Origin of the sequence: Pantoea phyllosphaerae, assembly GCF_051025595.1 — a bacterium.
In the GTDB taxonomy this organism is placed as follows: domain Bacteria; phylum Pseudomonadota; class Gammaproteobacteria; order Enterobacterales; family Enterobacteriaceae; genus Pantoea.
In genome coordinates this window covers 115,357-132,299 of record NZ_JBPFDE010000010.1, presented here as the reverse complement: position 1 = coordinate 132,299, position 16,943 = coordinate 115,357, and the positions used below count along the sequence as shown (strand labels likewise).

18 protein-coding genes are annotated in these 16,943 nt (G+C 57.8%); 7 read left to right on the top strand and 11 right to left on the bottom strand.

What is annotated here, in order from left to right; all coding sequences use genetic code 11:
* Positions 1–28: 28 nt before the first annotated feature.
* The 3 genes from purC to dapA all read right to left on the bottom strand — a co-directional run bounded on the left by purC (position 29) and on the right by dapA (position 2,813).
* Positions 29–742 carry a phosphoribosylaminoimidazolesuccinocarboxamide synthase gene (gene purC, locus ACR6A7_RS14680; RefSeq protein WP_434125666.1) on the bottom strand — a complete coding sequence of 238 codons (714 nt, stop codon included), beginning with the start codon at positions 740–742 and terminating at the stop codon, positions 29–31.
* A gap of 146 nt (positions 743–888) precedes the next feature.
* The gene (bamC, locus tag ACR6A7_RS14675) at positions 889–1,920 is read right to left on the bottom strand and encodes an outer membrane protein assembly factor BamC (RefSeq protein ID WP_434125665.1); all 1,032 of its coding nucleotides are present in this window, start codon (positions 1,918–1,920) and stop codon (positions 889–891) included.
* 14 nt (positions 1,921–1,934) lie between these two features.
* A complete protein-coding gene (dapA, locus tag ACR6A7_RS14670; protein WP_434125664.1) occupies positions 1,935–2,813 on the bottom strand; it encodes a 4-hydroxy-tetrahydrodipicolinate synthase in 879 nt (292 codons plus the stop codon).
* Between the two features lie 143 nt (positions 2,814–2,956).
* On the opposite strand from dapA, the gene ACR6A7_RS14665 reads away from it, so the two are divergent.
* On the top strand, positions 2,957–3,535 hold the full coding sequence (locus ACR6A7_RS14665) for a glycine cleavage system transcriptional repressor (protein WP_033753810.1): 579 nt from the start codon (positions 2,957–2,959) through the stop codon (positions 3,533–3,535).
* A gap of 142 nt (positions 3,536–3,677) precedes the next feature.
* Positions 3,678–4,145, top strand: a complete 468-nt coding sequence (gene bcp / locus ACR6A7_RS14660) for a thioredoxin-dependent thiol peroxidase (protein WP_434125662.1) — start codon at positions 3,678–3,680, stop codon at positions 4,143–4,145.
* A gap of 42 nt (positions 4,146–4,187) precedes the next feature.
* Here the strand turns inward: bcp and ACR6A7_RS14655 are convergent, their stop codons facing one another.
* From ACR6A7_RS14655 to ACR6A7_RS14645, 3 genes are all read right to left on the bottom strand, one after another.
* Positions 4,188–5,768, bottom strand: coding sequence for a GGDEF domain-containing protein (locus ACR6A7_RS14655; RefSeq protein WP_434125660.1), 1,581 nt, complete (start codon positions 5,766–5,768; stop codon positions 4,188–4,190).
* A 376-nt stretch (positions 5,769–6,144) separates the two neighbouring features.
* Positions 6,145–6,753, bottom strand: coding sequence for a DsrE family protein (locus ACR6A7_RS14650; RefSeq protein WP_033753830.1), 609 nt, complete (start codon positions 6,751–6,753; stop codon positions 6,145–6,147).
* Between the two features lie 34 nt (positions 6,754–6,787).
* Positions 6,788–7,393 carry a DsrE family protein gene (locus ACR6A7_RS14645; RefSeq protein WP_434125659.1) on the bottom strand — a complete coding sequence of 202 codons (606 nt, stop codon included), beginning with the start codon at positions 7,391–7,393 and terminating at the stop codon, positions 6,788–6,790.
* Between the two features lie 735 nt (positions 7,394–8,128).
* Here ACR6A7_RS14645 and bepA point away from each other — a divergent pair.
* A complete protein-coding gene (bepA, locus tag ACR6A7_RS14640) occupies positions 8,129–9,592 on the top strand; it encodes a beta-barrel assembly-enhancing protease (RefSeq protein ID WP_434125657.1) in 1,464 nt (487 codons plus the stop codon).
* A gap of 6 nt (positions 9,593–9,598) precedes the next feature.
* On the top strand, positions 9,599–9,940 hold the full coding sequence (gene arsC, locus ACR6A7_RS14635) for an arsenate reductase (glutaredoxin) (protein WP_434125655.1): 342 nt from the start codon (positions 9,599–9,601) through the stop codon (positions 9,938–9,940).
* Positions 9,941–10,066: 126 nt separating this feature from the next.
* Here arsC and ACR6A7_RS14630 read toward each other — a convergent pair whose 3' ends face one another.
* Positions 10,067–10,222 carry a hypothetical protein gene (locus tag ACR6A7_RS14630; RefSeq protein ID WP_434125653.1) on the bottom strand — a complete coding sequence of 52 codons (156 nt, stop codon included), beginning with the start codon at positions 10,220–10,222 and terminating at the stop codon, positions 10,067–10,069.
* 67 nt (positions 10,223–10,289) lie between these two features.
* Between ACR6A7_RS14630 and ACR6A7_RS14625 the strand changes: the two genes are divergently transcribed.
* On the top strand, positions 10,290–11,186 hold the full coding sequence (locus tag ACR6A7_RS14625; RefSeq protein ID WP_434125651.1) for a hypothetical protein: 897 nt from the start codon (positions 10,290–10,292) through the stop codon (positions 11,184–11,186).
* 44 nt (positions 11,187–11,230) lie between these two features.
* On the opposite strand, the gene hda is transcribed toward ACR6A7_RS14625, so the two are convergent.
* From hda to upp, 3 genes are all read right to left on the bottom strand, one after another.
* Positions 11,231–11,932, bottom strand: coding sequence for a DnaA inactivator Hda (hda, locus tag ACR6A7_RS14620; RefSeq protein WP_239670403.1), 702 nt, complete (start codon positions 11,930–11,932; stop codon positions 11,231–11,233).
* A gap of 91 nt (positions 11,933–12,023) precedes the next feature.
* The gene (gene uraA, locus ACR6A7_RS14615) at positions 12,024–13,307 is read right to left on the bottom strand and encodes a uracil permease (RefSeq protein WP_434125730.1); all 1,284 of its coding nucleotides are present in this window, start codon (positions 13,305–13,307) and stop codon (positions 12,024–12,026) included.
* Between the two features lie 66 nt (positions 13,308–13,373).
* Positions 13,374–14,000, bottom strand: coding sequence for a uracil phosphoribosyltransferase (upp, locus tag ACR6A7_RS14610; protein ID WP_081138348.1), 627 nt, complete (start codon positions 13,998–14,000; stop codon positions 13,374–13,376).
* A gap of 238 nt (positions 14,001–14,238) precedes the next feature.
* Between upp and purM the strand changes: the two genes are divergently transcribed.
* Together purM and purN are read left to right on the top strand one after the other, a co-directional pair.
* Positions 14,239–15,279 carry a phosphoribosylformylglycinamidine cyclo-ligase gene (gene purM / locus ACR6A7_RS14605; RefSeq protein ID WP_434125649.1) on the top strand — a complete coding sequence of 347 codons (1,041 nt, stop codon included), beginning with the start codon at positions 14,239–14,241 and terminating at the stop codon, positions 15,277–15,279.
* Complete coding sequence (purN, locus tag ACR6A7_RS14600; RefSeq protein WP_434125647.1) at positions 15,276–15,914, top strand: phosphoribosylglycinamide formyltransferase; 639 nt, start codon at positions 15,276–15,278, stop codon at positions 15,912–15,914. Before purM ends, purN begins: the two co-directional genes overlap by 4 nt.
* Positions 15,915–16,172: 258 nt before the next feature.
* Here the strand turns inward: purN and pstB are convergent, their stop codons facing one another.
* Positions 16,173–16,940: a phosphate ABC transporter ATP-binding protein PstB gene (pstB, locus tag ACR6A7_RS14595; RefSeq protein WP_434125728.1), complete on the bottom strand. Its 768-nt coding sequence runs from the start codon at positions 16,938–16,940 to the stop codon at positions 16,173–16,175.
* Positions 16,941–16,943 lie beyond the last annotated feature (3 nt).

The following is a 16,943-nucleotide window of genomic DNA, read 5'->3' as shown; positions in this document are numbered from 1 at the left end:
TCCTTTTTCTGTCTGGCAGGCGATGAGCCTAGTCGAGCTTAACGCCCAGACGCTGCGCCACCTCTTCATAGGCCTCGATCAGACCGCCCAAACTCTGGCGAAAACGATCTTTGTCCATTTTGTCCATGGTCTGCTTGTCCCACAGGCGCGCGCCGTCTGGCGAAAATTCGTCGCCCAGTACTACTTCCCCTTTAAACAGGCCGAACTCCAGTTTGAAATCGACCAGGATCAGGCCTGCGTCGTCAAACAGTTTGCTCAGCACGTCGTTGGCTTTAAAGGTCAGCTCCTGCATACGCGCCAGGTTCGCTTTACTTACCCAGCCGAAAGTTTCGCAATAGGATTCATTAACCATCGGGTCGTGCTTCGCGTCGTCTTTGAGGAACAGATCGAACAGCGGCGGATTGAGGATCATGCCCTCCTCCACGCCGAGACGTTTAACCAGCGAGCCAGCCGCGCGGTTGCGTACTACGCACTCCACCGGCACCATCTCCAGCTTTTTCACCAGCGCTTCGTTGTCAGAGAGCAGCGCTTCCATCTGGGTCGGAATGCCCGCTTCCTGCAGTTTGGTCATGATGAAATGGTTGAACTTGTTGTTGACCATTCCTTTGCGATCGAACTGCTCGATTCGGGCTCCGTCGCCTGCTGACGTATCGTTGCGGAACTCAAGTACCAGCAGATCCGGATTGTCGGTGCTGTATACGGTTTTCGCTTTACCGCGATACAACTCAGCTCGCTTTTGCATCTTGTTAACTCCAGACTTGAAAATTTCAGGTGTTCTGCGACGGCGGGCCGCTGGGGGATTGCCGCGACGCAATCGTTTACTTCGCCGCGCGCTATTATGCCAGAGAAGAAAAAAAAAGGCCGGAGAATCTCCGGCCCTGAGGCGATTTATTTGTTGAGGGCCGCCTGGAACACGGCCACCAGCGCATCGTTCTGCGACTGGGTGAGCACGTGCCCTTTCGGATCGATAAACTGCAGGCTGCTGCGGTTATCAAGGTCGCCGACCTGCACTTTATAGTCACCGTTCGGCAGCTCCGGATCTTTCGCGCCGACCTCATCCCACGCGCCGCTGCCCGGCGACTTGTAGGTCACATTCATGCTGCCCTGCGAGCGATTGCTGTCGGTCACTTCCATGCCGACGCGCTGCATCGCCTGCGGCAAACGCTGCCAGGCAACGCTGAACGGCGTGCGCAGCACCAGCATCGGCAGGCCGGTATCGTCCGCGCCGCTCTGTACGTCAATGCTGCCGCTGGCGCGGCCCGCCGCCGCGTTTTCGCTGGCGACGTCGATTTTATCCAAACCGGCGCTGATGGCGTTGAGCATCTGCGCGGTATAACGCTGGATCTGCACCGGTGCGGTGACCGCTTTGCCTTCCTGCTCCAGCTCCAGCAGGCGCACCGTCAGCACCTGCTGATAGCTCTGCGACTGCACGCTGATCTCATAGCGGCCGCGATATTGATGATCTTCGTCGGCGCGGTTCCACTGCACCCAGTCAGTGGTGAGCTGCTGACGCGCATCGTTGCGCTGCGCAATGGGGAAGTTGCTCGACTCAACGACTTTGGTCACCTGCGACCAGACCGCGCCGCGACGGTTTTCCAGCATCAGCACGCCGGTGTTGCCGGTGAACTGCGCACGCGCGCCGTTGACCAGCGCCAGCGGCTGAGCTGGCGGACGAATATCGAGCTGCTTGCCGACGTTGCCGCTGGCGGCGGTGTGCGGCACGTCGTAATCGCCGTGCGCCACCGGCAGGATCATGCCGGCGGGGGCCTGCAGATCGTGCAGCTCGCTGGCCTGTAAATAGGACTCGTCACCGCTTACCTGACGTTTATAGCGCTGATCGCTTGAGCACGCCGTTAACAGCATCGCAGTAGACAGCGCCACGACGGTCGCCACCGTTGAGCGCTTTACAGAATGATTCATTGAAACTCCCTAACTTATCGCAAACCCGCTTTAATCAGCGCCTGCTCAACTTTTGGTATGGCCGCTGAACTCAGCGGCGTCATCGGCAGACGCAGCGTGTCACTGGCGATTAATCCTAACTGTTTCGCCGCCCATTTCACTGGGATCGGATTGGGTTCGCAGAAAAGCGTCTGGTGCAGATGCATCAGACGCTGATTCAGGCGACGCGCCTCGACGAAGTTGCCCTGTTGCGCCAGCGCGCACAGCTCAGCCATTTCACGCGCCGCGATATTGGCCGTGACCGAGATAACACCCTTGCCGCCCAGCTGCATCAGGTCCAGCGCGCTGGCGTCGTCGCCACTGACAATGATAAAGGCCTCATCGACCAGTGCTTGGATCTGGCTAACGCGCGATAAGTTCCCGGTCGCCTCTTTGATTCCGATAATATTTTTGATTTCAGCCAGGCGCGCGACGGTCTCCGGCAACATGTCGCAGCCGGTGCGCGAGGGGACGTTGTATAACATTTGCGGCAGCGCCGTGCTTTCCGCGATCGCTTTAAAGTGCTGGAACAGCCCTTCCTGCGTCGGACGGTTGTAGTAAGGCGTCACGGTCAGGCAGCCAACTACGCCGCTGTTTTCGAAGCGTTTGGTGAGAGAGATGCCTTCTGCGGTGGCGTTGGCGCCGGTGCCGGCGATCACCGGAATACGGCCATCTGCCAGCTCGAGCGTCAGCATCACTACGTCGCCATGCTCTTCATGGCTCAGGGTCGCGGATTCGCCGGTGGTGCCGACGGAGACGATCGCCGCGGTGCCGCTGGCGACGTGATAATCAATTAGTTTTTTCAGACTCGCACGGCAGACATTACCTTTGTCATCCATTGGCGTAACGAGTGCAACAATACTTCCCGTGAACATTGGCGATCCCCTCGACAAACAAGTGCTTCATGGTACGTTTTACTTCTGCTGAAAAGCAAGCAGGCCACGCCGCTCCTGCGCTTGTCAGCAGTTTTTTTTATGTTTACCTTATAGTTATTAGCGAATGAACAGGAAATCCCACTTTGCCGCAGTCTCAGCCCCACCATTTGGTGATCACCGCACTGGGTGTTGACCGTCCGGGTATCGTCAATACCATTACCCGTCACGTCAGCAGCTGCGGATGCAATATCGAAGACAGCCGTCTCGCCATGCTCGGGGATGAGTTCACCTTTATTATGCTGCTCTCCGGCAGCTGGAATGCCATCGCGCTGATTGAATCGACGCTGCCGCTGAAAGGGGCGGAGCTGGAGCTGCTGATCGTCATGAAGCGCACTAGCGCCAGAATGCGTCCGCCGATGCCGGCGACGGTGTGGGTGCAGGTCGAGGTGCCCGATTCGCCCCACCTGATCGAACGCTTTACCGATCTGTTCGACAAACATGCGATGAACATTGCTGAGCTGGGATCGCGCATCAAGCCGGGTCAGGCGGATCAGACGCCGACGCTCTATATTCAAATTACCGCGCACAGCCCGGCAGGCGTTGGCGACTCTCAGTTTGAGCAGGCGTTTTACGCCCTGTGCCGCGAACTCAACGCCGACGGCACGCTGCGTTTCTACAGCCTGGCCGACGACGATGCGGCAACGCTGCAGGGTTCACGCTAAGCTGTAAACAAGCCGGGGCTATTTCTCCACATCACTGTTGTCTGGCTATGTGGCGCAATATCCCCTGATGGCGGCTTTTCGCCTGACGCCGTTTGTCAGATGTCAGGTCGCCCACAGCATAAAGAAAAAATGGAGAGTAGTGATGAATCCACTGAAAGCCGGTGATACCGCACCGAAATTTAGCTTGCCCGACCAGGATGGCGAACAGGTAAATTTAACCGACTTCCAGGGACAGCGCGTTCTGGTCTATTTCTACCCGAAAGCGATGACGCCGGGATGCACCGTGCAGGCCTGCGGCCTGCGCGACAATATGGATGAGCTGAAGAAAGCGGGCGTGGAAGTGCTCGGCATCAGCACTGATAAACCTGAAAAGCTGTCGCGCTTCGCCGAAAAAGAGCTGCTGAACTTTACGCTGCTCTCTGACGAAGATCATGAGGTCTGCTCCGCCTTCGGCGTCTGGGGCGAGAAGACCTTTATGGGCAAAACCTATGACGGCATCCACCGTATCAGCTTCCTGGTGGGCGTCGACGGCACAATCGAAAAAGTGTTCGACGACTTCAAAACCTCTAACCATCACGACATCGTGATGGCTTATCTGAAGTCGGCGTAACGCGGCGCGGATGCGGCCCTGCGCCGCATCCCCCTCTTCTCTTTACGGCGTCAGGCTCTCCGACGCCTTCGCCACCCGCACGCAGTTGCGCCCGTCATGCTTGGCCTGATAGAGCGCGGCGTCAGCCTGTTTCAAACTCTGCTCCAGCGGCATCGCCTCATCCTGCCAGGCCGCAACGCCGACGGAAAGGGTAATGGCGCCAACGTCGGCTATCGACGCGGCGGCGATGCTGGCGCGTATGCGCTCGGCGAGGCGGCTCGCCTCATCAATATCGGTCACTGGCAGCAGCATCAGAAACTCCTCTCCGCCGCTGCGGCACACCACGTCGCTCTGACGTGCGCTGGCGCTTAAGGTCTCTGCCACCTGCTTGATCACGCGGTCGCCGACGTCGTGTCCCCAGCTGTCGTTGACCCGCTTAAAGTGATCGATATCGAGCGCCAGCACGGCGAACGGCTGACGCATTGTCTGATAGTAGTCGAGCACTGCGCTGAGGCCGCGTCGGTTGAGGAGCTGCGTCAGCGGATCGGTCTGCACCTCTGATTTCAGTCGGCCAATTTTATCCTGTACCAGCCCGATGCCGGTCAGCAGCGCGCGCTTCACCTGCGCCGCCTCGAAGTACCAGGCATGAATCATGCCGAGCTCCAGCGAGACGCCGGGCGCATCCATCTGGCGCGCCTTACGCGCCAGCTGCCAGAGCGGCAGCGCGATGAGCCGCGCCAGCACCACCGCCACCAGCAGCGTCAGCAGCGCGAAAGGCACCGAGTGCTTCAGCACCTGCATCAGCAGACCGGTGAGCGGCTCCAGCGTTACCGCGGTGGGCTTCAGCGCCACCACCGTCCAGCCGGTGGTCGGCACGACGGCGTATCCGGCAAGGCGCGGCGGTTCGCCCGCCGACTGCAGCTGCAGCGAGCCGTTGCTGTTTTCGTCGTGGCCGCTCAGCAGCGCGGGCAGGGTTTTCCCAATCAGCTGCCCGTTCTGGTGATAGAGCACCTGGCTGCTGCTGTCGAGCACATAGACGCTGGTGCCGTCACGATAGTACTGCTCGCCGAGCAGCGTATTTAAGATGCTTTTCTTTTTCAGGTAGATGGTGCCGCCTACGTAGCCGAGATAGTGCCCGTCGCGGCTCCAGATCGGCCAGGAGACGAAAATAATCAGGTTGTTTGCCGCTGAAATGGTCGGCTTGCTGATGGCGGGCTGCCGCGCGCTTAGCGCCTCGCGTGACGCATCGCTGGTCAGGTGCATGCCCTGCAACATCAGCGACTCCGGCGAGATAGCTTTTACCACGCCGCTGGCGTCGACCACCGCCACCGAGTTAAAGCTGCTGGTCTGTTCGCGCAGGCGATCGACCTCCTGACGCAGCAGCGCGGGATCCTCAAAGTTTTCGCCAAGCAGCCTGGCGCTGTAGTGCAGCTGCGACTGCGCCAGCTGGAAAAAGATTTCGGTGGTGGAGGCGAGCTTGGTGGCGTAAGCGCGGTTCGCCTCCAGCGTGCTGTCGATCAGCGCCATACGCTGCACGCGCCAGGTGGCATAGAGCGTGTTGGTCAGCGTAACCACAATGCTGACGATAGCGAGCAACGCAATAAGCGTACGCAGATCGGTTCGGGGACGCAGGCGCATTAGCATAGCGCGCCCGCCGCAAAAGATAAGTACATGCTGAAAGGCCTGAGAATGTCGTTATTGTTGGAGATGATCTGCCCTGGTGAGGCAATCGCCAAGTGTACACGCAGTCGCCCTCATGAGCACCTTTCCCGCCGCGACATTCTCAGAAACCTTTTATTTACGCTGGTGCTGAGGGATCGGTTGGTATCGATCGTGAAGGATTCAGAGGAGTGGCGTACAAGGGGGGCGGCCCGTTCGGCTGCAGGTCAAAAGCGGTCTGATGCAAAACCCGCCGCGCATATTGAAGGTGCGCCCCTGAGTCAAACGTCCATGCGGCAGATAACGTCAGCCACAGCGAAATAAAGATAACAGCGGCGCGCGGCCGCTGTCGGGAGGGGATTTACAGCATCAGGAAGGCGTAGCCTTCGTTTTGCAGCGTCGCCACCGTGGTGCCGCTGGAGATGGTATGGGTCACGCGCTGATCGATCCAGTCGCGCTGCAGATTGTGGAAGGCCACCGACTGGTCGCAGATCGAAACCTGCACGCCAGCCTTTTTCAGCTCGTCAATCAGCTTCAGATTGGGGTTATCCACGCCGTAGGCTTTATGGAACTGATCGTTATTCAGCGCGGCTGGCACCGCATCGCTGTTGATCGACACCACGAATTTCAGCTGATCCAGCGGCACGCCTGCAGCATAATAAAGGTTGGTCACGCGGGCGACGCGCTCCAGCCCGAGATTCGGCTGACGAATATCGCCTTCATTACGGTTAATCTGGAAAACGATTTTATTGCTCAGGCCCGGCACGGTACCGGGTTTAAAAGCGGGCGTATCGACATAGTGAATTTTGCCGAAGCCTTCAATTGCAGGCGTACTCCAGAAATCCGCTGGCTGTGTGGTGTTACCGGCAAATTTGCCGCTCACCTTGTCATATAATTCCGGCAGCTGTAACACATTGCCGCCAATAAAACCGGCTATCGCCGCCACCACAATATAGGCCGCTGGGCGCATCGTTATTCTCCTGCTTGTTATTTTTGAAGTGTGATTACATCTGTAGCCATGCGTAACCCTGATTTTCCAGGGTTGAGACCGTAGTTGGGCTGGAGAGCGCATGGACAACCGATTTATCGATCCAGTCGTTGGGATAATGGTGGAAAGCCACCGACTGATCGCAGACAGAGACCTTCACGCCCAACTTATCAAGCTGGTTGATAAGCTTGAGGTTGGGATTGTCTACGCCATAGAACTGTTTGAAGTGGGCGTTATCCAGCATCGCAGGCGTTGCGTCGCCCGTTACCGAGACCACGAATTTTAGCTCTTCGACCGGCACGCCAGAGGCGACATAGAGATTGACCACGCGCGCCACGCGCTCCAGGCCGAGGTTGACGTCGGTCATCGCGCCGTCGCTACGGGTAATCTGGAACACAATCTTATTGCTCAGACCCGCGACCGGTTTAAAGGCGGCGTCTGGTTCATAATGGATCTTGCCGTAGCCGTCGACGGCGGGCGTGCTCCAGAAACCGTCAGGATCGCTGGGTTTGGCGGCAAAATGGTTAACGACTTTTTGATAGAGCGCGCCGCTCTGGGTAACGCCCGCGCCAACAGCACCGCCAATAATGGCGATGAGCGCGTAAGATACAGCTGAACGCATAAATTATCTCCGGACAACAGCGTAGCGCTGGTTCACATCCCGAATTGGGTGAGCTATCTATACCACAGCGCTGGCGCGGCAAAAGGGCGGAGCGCTGACCGCCTGAGGCGCGTTAATTGCAAAGGGAACTATTAACAAAGTTAATTGATGAACACTTTTGATGGCGAGAGGCGTAGTGGTCAGCATTGAAGTGGATCGATATTAAAGAAGAGAACGGCGTTAAATTAAATTCAATGCACCGAATAACGTACCAGCTATTTATACTTCCCGGTGAAGCGCAGCAGGCACCACAATAAAAATGATTGATTTTCGCTTTCGCTCGCTAAGCCCTTTCGGCGCGTTTTTTTCAGAGTAAGCCTGGAAAAAAACATGCCACCTTCAATTTTTTTGAGTAAATTTACATATCTTTAATCAAAAAGCGTGGTTCCTCTCCCCATATTCTATCGCTGCCAGCTATCCCGCCCGGGGCGTTTAAAAAATCCACACCTGCTGCAGCGCTGCCAGAGCGTCGTTTCCCGCTAAGGGAGTAAATGCGCGTTTTATTTTTGAACGAAAGCGCCCCTGCGTTTAACGTTCAATTTTTTGCGGCAAAAGCGCCGCGGCGGGGTGTGGGAATAGCAGAGCAGACCGTTTCTTTCTTTTAAGGCTCTGGTTAAGATAGGCGCGACGCGTCTTTTACCCTGAAAAAGCACAATGTACTTTCCAGGCCTCAGAGTTTCTCTACAGGATCCAGGCATGTTGAACCGGTTAAAGAAAACGCTACTCGCCGCGCTGCTTCCCACGCTGATGCTGATGCCGCACGCGTCCGTTTGGGCTGACGTCAGCGACGCCCTTCCCGATATGGGCACCACCGCAGGCTCAACGCTCTCTATCGGTCAGGAGATGCAGATGGGCGATTTTTACGTGCGTCAGCTGCGCGCCAGCGCGCCGCTGATCAACGATCCGCTGCTTAATGAGTACATCAACCAGCTCGGCCAGCGCCTGGTCGCCCATGCCGATTCGGTGAAGACGCCCTTCCACTTTTTCCTGATCCAGAACGACGAGCTCAACGCCTTCGCCTTCTTCGGCGGCAACGTGGTGCTGCACGCCTCGCTGTTCCGCTTTACCGAAAATGAGAGCCAGCTGGCGTCGGTGATGGCGCATGAAATCTCGCACGTTACCCAACGCCATCTGGCGCGCGCCATGGAAGATCAGAAGCGCAACGCACCGCTGACCTGGGTCGGGGCGCTGGGATCGATTCTGCTGGCGATGGCGAGTCCTCAGGCGGGCATGGCGGCGCTGACCGGCACGCTGGCGGGCACCCAGCAGGGCATTATCAGCTTCACCCAGGGCAATGAGCAGGAGGCGGATCGCATCGGCATTCAGGTGCTGCAGCGCGCCGGATTCGATCCTGAGGCGATGCCCAATTTTTTACAGAAGCTGGCCGATCAGAGCCGCTTCTCGTCGAAACCGCCAGAGATCCTGCTGACGCACCCCCTGCCCGATAGCCGCCTGGCGGACGCGCGCAACCGCGCCAACCAGATGCGTCCGGTAGTGGTGCAGTCATCACAGGATTACTACATGGCGAAAGTGCGCGCGCTTGGCATGTACGCCACCGGTCGCAACCAGCTGACCGACGAGCTGCTGGACAGCTATAGCCACGGCAACAGCCGCGAGCAGCAGGCGGCGCAGTATGGTAAAGCGGTACAGTTTTTACAGGCGAAGAGTTTCGCCAACGCGAAAAAGATCATCGAGCCGCTGCTGGCGAAGCAGCCCGATAACGTCTGGTATCTCGACATCATGACCGATATCGATATCGGCCTGAACCAGCCGCAGCAGGCGATCGCCCGGCTGAATGCCGCGGGCGCGGCCAAAAACAGCCCGGTGGTGCAGCTCAATCTGGCGAACGCCTACGTCGAGGCAAAACAGCCCGCCAACGCCAGCCGCATTCTGAATCGCTACACCTGGTCACATCCGGACGATGTTAACGGCTGGGATCTGCTGGCACAGGCGTCGGCGCAGCAGGGACTGAACGATGAAGAGATGGCGGCGCGTGCCGAAACGCTGGCGCTTAACGGCCAGCTGGATCAGGCGATTACTACGCTGAGCAGCGCCAGCGCGCAGGTGCCGGTCGGCAGCCTGAAGCAGGCGCGCTACGACGCGCGTATCGACCAGCTTCGTCAGCTGCAAACCCGCTTCAAGCAGTATCAAAAAGGATAACCCAGCATGGTCACCATTTATCACAATCCGCGCTGCAGCAAGAGTCGGGAAACCCTGGCGCTGCTGGAGGCGAACGGCGTTAAGCCTGCTATCGTCCACTATCTGGAAACCCCGCCGGACCGCAAGACGCTGCAAATTCTGCTGAAAAAACTCGGCATGCGCAGCGTTCGGCAGCTGATGCGCACCAAAGAGACGCTTTATAAAACGCTGCGGCTGGAAGAGGCCGACGAGGCGCAGCTGCTTGAGGCGCTGACGGCGCATCCGGCGCTGCTGGAACGGCCGGTGGTGATCAACGGCGATCGGGCGCGCATTGGCCGGCCGCCGGAAGCGGTGCTGGAGATCCTTTAGCTCACAGTATGACTTCTGCTCCTCACCTCGGTTGCAGGGCTAATTTTTAGACGATTGTCAGCAAAAGGCCGCTGGCGTATATTTGAGCAACAGTCCGTTTTGGCCTATCTAATCGGTGATTCTATGTCAGCTCAGGAAGCGAAAATCAGGCATCAGCGTGAATATCAGCAGCATGTTGAAGCCGTCCGCAAAGGCGAGGCAACTGGCCGCATAATTGAAAAGCGCCCTGACGGTGTTGTTCCGGCTAAAAAGGGCCGCAGCCAGACGTTTTTCTGAAAACACTTTCTCTCTTGTATCCTCTGCCTCTGCCCAGGCTATAAAAAAGCGCCGTCGCTGAGATAGAATTTTTATGACTGAACGTTCTATTCCGCCCGAAGAACAGACTCTTAAACTCAATCGCTATTTGATTGACAATGCTTATCAGCTTCCGTCGCCAGTGATAACTGTAGGCGGACAAGCAGTTATGTACTGGTATCTCACCTATCTGCATCTTTACCCTGACCAGCCAGATGTGACGGCTATAACCTCAATCGACGTCGATTATGTGGCGCGTAAAGAAGGTGTGGATGTGATTGCGCGTATCTTTAACGTAGAAAGCAAAACTCAGGATATATTTCATCCGCCTTCAATCGCGGTATTGAGTTTAATAGACAGGGACACCGGCCAGGTAAAAGAGGATGAACAGGGCCAGTTTTTGAATGCGCGACTAAACGAAGCAAACATTGTCGATATTATCGACCGACCGACGGGTTTTGACGCCGATGATTTTGTCGGCAATAAACTCAGGCTTAATACCGAACCTTACCTGGTCATGCCCGATCGGCACGGTGCAGCGATGTATCATGAATTTGTCAGGGTTCTTAATCCCCTCGCCTGCATCCGGTCACGACTCTCCAATGCAACAGTCCCAATGGGAAAAGACAGGCTAACTGAAGCCGAAAGAATTCGCGTGCTGGCATTACCCGCCTTTAACTTTTTGCTTGAAAAGCTACAGACGTTGCCCTTACGCGTGAGCAGAAAGTACGTCGATTACTTTTTGTCTTTTATCTGGCAAAGAGATTTTAGACGGTTTCAGGCTGAGCACAACATCCCGCTATATCGCATCGTTGAACAGCTTACAGTAGAACTGGAACACAATCCTGGTGATTACAGTTCGCCAGAGCTATATATGAAAGAGCTGCCGCGCAAAATTGATTATTTGAAGCAGGAATATGAGCGTTTTTTAAAACGCATTGCTATGCGTTAGAGGCATCTGTTCTGCGGTTCTTCCAAAAATAGAGAGAAAATACATTAAAGCCCGAGCGTCTCTTTTACGAAAGGAATGGTGAGCTTGCGCTGTGCGCTGATCGAGGCGTGATCGAGGCGATCCAGCGTATCGAACAGCGTGCGCATCTCGCGATCGAGGCGTTTCAGCAGGAAACGGCCGACATCTTCCGGCAGCTCAAAGCCCCGCATACCGGCGCGCAGCTGCAGCGCCTGCAGCTTATCTTCGTCGCTCAACGGCTGCAGACGATAGATCTGCCCCCAGTCGAGACGCGACGCCAGATCGGGCAGGTTGAGATTGAGCTGGCGCGGCGGCCGATCGCCGGTGATAAAGAGCCGGGTTTTGCCGGTTTCCAGGATGCGATTATAGAGATCGAAGATCGCCATTTCCCACGCCTCTTCGCCAGCGATGCACTCAATATTATCGATGCAGACCAGCGCCAGATGCTCCATGCCGTCCAGCACGTCCGGCACAAACCAGGTGCGTTTATCCAGCGGCACATAGCCAACCGCTTCGCCGCGCGCCGACATCTCCGCGCACGCCGCATGCAACAGATGGCTGCGGCCACCGCCTTCGCGCGACCAGAAATAGAGATAGCTGCCGTGTTGCTGACTGAGGGCGCCTTTCAGCGCGGCAATAAGCGACGGATTCTCCCCCGGCCAGAAGCTGGCGAACGTCTCGTCGTCCGGTAAGTAAAGTGGCAATGACAGTTGTGCCGGCGTGTTCAGAAGCACCTCAAAAGGAACAGGCAAAAAACGGGGCAAGTCTACCACAGTTTTCGCCAGGTGAGGATAACGGGCATCCCTGCCCTTACGGAGCTTAGTGACCGCTCTTCTCTTCGGCGTCCAGCACCACTTCTTCCGGGCGCAACAGCGAAATAACACGGAAGATCAGCGCCAGCAGCACGCCGACCAGCGTCGCCAGCGCCATGCCCTTCAGCTCCGCGGCGCCGATGTGCACTTTCGCTCCGCTGACGCCGATGATGAGGATAACCGAGGTGAGGATCAGGTTTTGCGCCTTGCTGTAATCCACTTTGGATTCGATCAGCACGCGGATACCTGACGCGCCGATAACGCCATAGAGCAGCAGCGACACGCCGCCCATGACCGGCACCGGGATCGCCTGAATCGCCGCCGCCAGCTTGCCGACGCACGACAGCAGGATGGCGATGATCGCCGCGCCCCCGATCACCCAGGTGCTGTAGACGCGGGTAATGGCCATTACGCCGATGTTTTCGCCATAGGTGGTGTTGGGCGTCGAGCCGAAAAAGCCGGAAATCACGGTGGAAAGGCCGTTAGCGAACATTGAGCGATGCAGGCCGGGATCGCGGATCAGATCTTTTTTCACAATGTTGGCGGTCACCACCAGATGACCAACATGCTCGGCGATCACCACCAGCGCGGCGGGCAGAATAGTGAGCATCGCCGCCCACTCGAAGCGTGGCGTATAGAAAGTCGGCAGCGCAAACCAGGGCGCGTTGTAGACCGGCGTCCAGTCGACGATGCCCATAGCGAACGAGAGCGCGTAGCCTGCCACCACGCCCACCAGAATAGGGATAATGGCGAGGAAGCCGCGGAACAGCACCGAGCCAAACACCGTCACGCCCAGCGTCACCAGCGAGATAGTGATGGTGGTGCTGTCAGGGCTGGCACCTTCCGCTGGCAGCAGCCCCGCCATATTGGCCGCCACGCCCGCCAGCTCCAGACCGATAACCGCCACGATCGCGCCCATCGCCGCCGGCGGAAACATCACGTCGATCCAGCCGATGCCAGCCTTTTTCACAATCAGCGCCACGATGCAGAACAGCACGCCGCACAGGATAAAGCCGCCCAGCGCCAGCTCATAGCCGAGCGGCAAGAGCAGCAGCACCGGCGAGATAAAGGCGAAGCTGGAGCCGAGGTAGGCGGGAATTTTGCCTTTGCAGATAAAAAGATAGAGCAGCGTGCCGACGCCGTTGAACAGCAGCACCGTCGCCGGGTTGATATGAAACAGGATCGGCACCAGCACCGTTGCGCCGAACATGGCGAACAGATGTTGCAGGCTGAGCGGTATCGTTTGCAGTAGCGGCGGGCGTTCGCTGACGCCAATGGCGCGACGAGTCATCATTTATCCCCTTAAAGCGGTTTTATTTTGCCAAAAAAAAGCCGACTCTCTGGTCGGCTGATTCAGTTACTTGGTTCCGAAAATCTTGTCGCCGGCATCGCCCAGCCCCGGAATGATATACCCCTTTTCATTCAGTCCGTGGTCGACCGACGCGGTGTAGAGCTCAACGTCCGGATGCGCCTTCTCCAGCGCGGCGATGCCTTCCGGCGCGGCGACCAGCACCAGCACCTTGATGCTGCTGCAGCCCGCTTTTTTCAGCAGATCGATAGTGGCGATCATGGAGCCGCCCGTGGCCAGCATCGGATCGACCACCAGCGCCAGGCGCTCTTCGATATTGGAGACCAGCTTCTGGAAGTACGGCACCGGCTCCAGCGTCTCTTCGTCGCGGTAGACCCCGACCACGCTGATGCGCGCGCTTGGCACATGCTCCAGCACCCCTTCCATCATCCCCAGGCCGGCGCGCAGAATCGGCACCACGGTGATTTTTTTACCTTTGATTTGATCGATTTCCACCGGGCCGTTCCAGCCTTCGATGGTAACGCGCTCGGTTTCCAGGTCGGCGGTGGCTTCGTAGGTCAGCAGGCTGCCAACTTCCGAGGCCAGCTCGCGGAAGCGCTTGGTACTGATATCGTGCTCACGCATCAAGCCCAGTTTATGTTTGACCAGCGGGTGTTTGACTTCCACGATCTTCATTGGTGTTCTCCCGGAATGAGTTGAGCTAAAAAAAATCGCGGGATTATACCGCCTTTTCGCAAGCGCGCCATATGTCGTTGCGCAAAGAGGCGAAGTTTTGATCCGTTATTCAAGGATTGATGAAAATCGTCCGGCGCGCAATTTGACCAGGCGATGGGGCTCGCAAACGTTTGCCTGCGCTGTTAGAATTGGCGCGCTTTTTGTTAACCACCAACCGCAATCGCGTGGGGATTCCGCAGTGACCGACAAGACCTCTCTCAGCTACAAAGACGCCGGCGTTGATATCGATGCTGGTAATGCTCTGGTTGATCGTATTAAAGGCGTAGTGAAAAAGACCCGCCGCCCGGAAGTTATGGGTGGGCTGGGCGGTTTCGGCGCCCTTTGCGCGCTGCCGCAGAAATATCGCGAGCCGGTACTGGTCTCCGGAACCGACGGCGTCGGCACTAAGCTGCGTCTGGCGATGGATCTGAAGCGCCATGACGCTATCGGCATCGATCTGGTCGCCATGTGCGTGAACGATCTGGTGGTTCAGGGCGCAGAGCCGCTGTTTTTCCTCGACTATTACGCCACCGGCAAGCTGGACGTCGAGACCGCTTCTGCCGTTATCACCGGCATCGCCGAGGGCTGTCTGCAGTCTGGCTGCGCGCTGGTAGGCGGCGAAACCGCTGAAATGCCGGGCATGTACCACGGCGAAGATTACGACGTGGCGGGATTCTGCGTCGGCGTAGTTGAGAAATCTGACATTATCGACGGCTCAAAAGTGCAGGACGGCGACGTGCTGATTGCGCTGGGCTCCAGCGGCCCGCACTCCAACGGCTATTCGCTGGTGCGTAAAATCCTGGAGGTAAGCCAGACCGATCCGCTGACCAAACAGCTGGATGGCCGCCCGCTGGCGGATCACCTGCTGGAACCGACCCGCATCTATGTGAAAAATATTCTTAGCCTGATCGAGCAGGTCGATGTGCATGCGATTGCCCATCTGACCGGCGGCGGCTTCTGGGAAAATATCCCGCGCGTGCTGCCGGATCACACCCAGGCGGTGATCGACGAGAAGAGCTGGGAGTGGCCCGCGGTCTTTGACTGGCTGCAGCAGGCGGGCAACGTCAGCCGTCATGAGATGTACCGCACCTTTAACTGCGGCGTCGGCATGGTGATCGCCCTGAGCGCCGCTGAAGCCGACAAGGCGGTAGAGCTGATGCGCGCCGCGGGCGAGAAAGCCTGGAAGATCGGCGTCATTAAGGCGTCAGATGCGGAAGAGCGCGTGGTTATCAACGCATGAAAAAGCTGGTTGTACTGATCTCCGGTAACGGAAGTAATCTTCAGTCCATCCTCGACGCCTGCGCAAGCGGGCGGATTAACGGCAGCGTCGCTGCCGTTTTCAGTAATAAAGCGACCGCTTACGGCCTGACGCGCGCGCGCGACGCGGGCGTGCCTACCCATGCGCTGGCGGCGGGCGATTTTCCCGATCGCGAAGCCTTCGATCGTCAGCTGATGCGGGAGATCGACGCCTACGCGCCGGATCTGGTGGTGCTGGCGGGCTATATGCGCATCCTGAGCAGCGCCTTTGTCGCGCATTATCAGGATCGCCTGCTCAATATTCATCCTTCCCTGCTGCCGAAGTACCCTGGCCTGCACACCCATCGTCAGGCGCTGGCGAACGGCGACGCCGAGCACGGCACATCGGTGCATTTCGTCACCGACGAGCTGGATGGCGGCCCGGTGATACTGCAGGCTCGCGTGCCGGTCTTCCCTGACGACAGTGAAGACGAGGTTACCGCGCGCGTGCAGCATCAGGAGCATGCAATCTATCCGCTGGTGATTAGCTGGTTTGTCGAAGGTCGGTTAGCGATGCGCGAGGGCAAGGCCTGGCTGGATAATCAGCCGCTGCCGCCGCAGGGCTACGCCTGCGACTAAGGCATAACGCTGTTTGACTCGTCCGTGCTTACGTAGATGGCATGGACCGATCGCAAAGCCGCTTAAGGTATCTATACGCGCTCGTCCTGCGCGGACACGCACCTCCTCCCTGAGGTGCGCCCGTAAACGGGCCAGCGCTCTGCGCTGTTCAAAAACGCTCCCGGCGTTTTTGTCCCTGGCGCAGGACGCTTTGCTCGTCTGCCCATGCCAGCTACGTTTTAACTTTGTTAGCTGCCTGTGACAACCAGTACCGCTACCTCAGCCGTAGCGCCCGGTAATGTAATCCTCGGTGCGCCGGTTGCCCGGCGAGGTAAAGATGCGGTCCGTCTCATCGAACTCCACCACCGCGCCCTGATGCATAAAGGCGGTGTAGTCGGAGACGCGCGACGCCTGCTGCATATTATGGGTGACCAGCACCAGCGTGAAGTGCTGCTTCAGCGTGGCCATCAGCTCTTCAATCACCAGCGTTGAGATAGGATCGAGCGCCGACGTTGGCTCATCCAGCAGCAGCACTTCCGGTTCGATAGCGATGGCGCGAGCGATGACCAGCCGCTGCTGCTGGCCGCTGGAGAGCGTCAGCGCGTTCTGCCCCAGCTGATCTTTTACCTCGCCCCATAGCGCCGCGGCACGCAGCGCACGTTCGCACGCCTCGTTCAGTACCCGCCTGTCGCGCACGCCCTGCAGTCGCAGGCCGTACACCACATTTTCATAAATTGATTTAGGAAAGGGATTGGGTCGCTGAAACACCATGCCGATGCGGCGGCGCAGCGCCGAAAGATCCTGCGCCGGCTGCATAATGTCGTGGCTGCCCAGCAGAATGTCGCCTTCGATACGGCAGCTGTCTACCACGTCGTTCATGCGATTAAAGCAGCGCAGCAGCGTCGATTTGCCGCAGCCGGAAGGCCCGATCAGCGCGGTAATGCGCTTCTCGGGAATGCGCAGCGAAATATCATGCAGCGCCTGACGTTCGCCATACCATAACGAAAGGTGGTTTAGCGTCAGCGCCGTTTCGGTATCGGGCATCATAGT